The organism is Streptomyces sp. NPDC005423, from assembly GCF_040606415.1.
Taxonomy (GTDB): domain Bacteria; phylum Actinomycetota; class Actinomycetes; order Streptomycetales; family Streptomycetaceae; genus Streptomyces.
In genome coordinates, this window is sequence record NZ_JBEXET010000108.1 from 1 (window position 1) to 1,946 (window position 1,946).

The 1,946-nt window shown below is 67.3% G+C and carries 2 protein-coding genes and 1 pseudogene; all 3 read right to left on the bottom strand.

Annotated elements, in window-relative coordinates:
- Positions 1–216 precede the first annotated feature (216 nt).
- Positions 217–393, bottom strand: coding sequence for a hypothetical protein (locus ABZT12_RS39280; protein ID WP_356394659.1), 177 nt, complete (start codon positions 391–393; stop codon positions 217–219).
- Positions 392–849, bottom strand: a pseudogene (locus ABZT12_RS39285) (phosphotransferase); the annotation flags it as partial. The pseudogene ABZT12_RS39285 and the gene ABZT12_RS39280, both read right to left, overlap by 2 nt.
- Positions 850–906: 57 nt before the next feature.
- A complete protein-coding gene (locus ABZT12_RS39290) occupies positions 907–1,581 on the bottom strand; it encodes an SUMF1/EgtB/PvdO family nonheme iron enzyme (RefSeq protein WP_356394657.1) in 675 nt (224 codons plus the stop codon).
- Between the last annotated feature and the right edge of the window lie 365 nt (positions 1,582–1,946).

Genomic DNA, 1,946 nt, shown 5'->3' on the forward strand with positions numbered 1-1,946 from the left:
GTGAGACGGAAGCGGGAGAAGAAGAGGCGACCTCCCTTCGGCATGCCGAAGGGCATCGTCCTGCTCGCGACGCCGGAGGGCTGGCGCCACAGTGTAGTCGCGCCTGGGTCTCGGCCAGGGCAGAGGTCAAGTGCTCGATCTGACCTCGTAGTTCTGCGGCTCGGGCGGTGACTTCGTCGTGCTGGGCCTGGAGGCCGGCGAGGAGTTCGGTGACGTTCACGCGGCCAGCCCGAGGGTGTCGCGCCAGGTGGGACTCGGTGTGGTGAGGCGGCGGGTCATGTTCGCGGTGGAGGCCCAGAAGACGCGCGAGACGGAGGTGACGGACCGGTGGTCGTACTCACGGGCCAGACGCCGGTGCAGCAGCAGTGTGCATGCCCGCTGAGGTTGCGGCACGGCCCGGGGCCGCCAAGTTGAAATCGATCAGGGCTGCGGCACGACCGTCGCGGAAGACGACGTTCTCCGGGCAGACATCGTTGTGGCACAACATCGTTCCCTCCTCCGGGTCGGCGAGGTCCGGAAGCCACTCGGCGCGGGTGTCGGCCGCGACGGCCGCGCTGGTCTCATGCAGACGCCGCAGCAGGTTCCCCACCGATTCGAGGGCAAAACTTGGTCATCGCCCAGTCCGGGAACGGCGGCAGAGCCACGTCGCCAGGGACGCAAGTCAGCTGCTCATGGCGATCCGAGGTGAGACCGACAGGGGTCGGCGCCGCGTCGAAGCCGTGCTCCTTCAGCGCAAGGAGATAGGGATGGAGGGCGCCCGCGTTGCCCGGTGCCGGTCGCTCCCCCCCGGCGGAAGACTGCCCCCGCGTTCGCCATGCCGCCGGTCAGCGCCTCGTCTTCAGCCGTCATGAGGATCACGCTATCGCCCGATCGACCCCGCGCGGGCCGGGCTGCACACGACGTGGATCAGCTCACGACGGAACGCGCGACGCGGAATCCCACGTCGTCGACCTGGAAAGTCGGGTGGCTGCGGCGCCGCGCGGAGGCCCGGCAACTCCAGTGCTCATCAAACCAACCACCGCCACGGAGCACCCGGTAGGCGCCATAGACTTCGGCGTCGTAGACATCCCAGCACCAGTCCCAGACGTTGCCGAGCATGTCGTAAAGCCCCCACGAGTTGGGGCGTTTGCCGCCCACCTCGTGGATGCGCTCGTGCGAGTTACCGCGGTACCAGCCGATCTCGTCGAGATCCCCGTAGCGCGGCCCGGTCGTCCCGGCGCGGCAGGCGTGCTCCCACTCGGCTTCGGTCGGCAGTCGATACCCGTCGGCGGACGCGTCCCACTCGATGTCTTCGGCCTCGGCACGGAAGTGGTACGCGGGCGTGAGGCCGGTGCACTGGGACAGGGCGTTGCAGAACCGCGCCGCGTCCCACCAGGAGACGCACTCGACGGGTAGCTGGTCCCCAGGGGCGGTACTCGGCCGCTGGCCTGTGATCTGTGCGTACAACGCTTGGGTGACCGGGAATGCCGCGAGCTGGTAGGGCGCAAGCTCGACCGACCAACTGCGCTGTGTCCGCCGGTCCGACAGCGTCACCTGCCCCGGCGGGATGGCGATCATCTCGTTCCCCATCATCACGTCCATGATCAGGAGATCCTAACGAGGCCTGCCATTGCGAGACAACAGAGCCACCAACGGTTGTCCTTGGCTGACACGAATCAGCAAGTGGTCATCCTTCACCGACACAGACAGCCATCGATCACCCTTCAGAGTCGCTCCCCTCGCAGGCGGAGGGGAGTACCGGGCCTCGCACCCGCCGACGCTCGCCGCGGCCATCTACGCGGCAAGGGTGCCGAAGCGCGCGATCTCTGGGCTTGATCCGCTTTGACGGACATTCGAGATCAGGGGTTTTGCCCCGGGAGGATGTCCATCATGGAGAGCATGGGGAAGAAGAAGCCTCGGCCTCGTCGTTCGTTCACGCCGGAGTTCAAGGCGGAGATCGTCGAGTT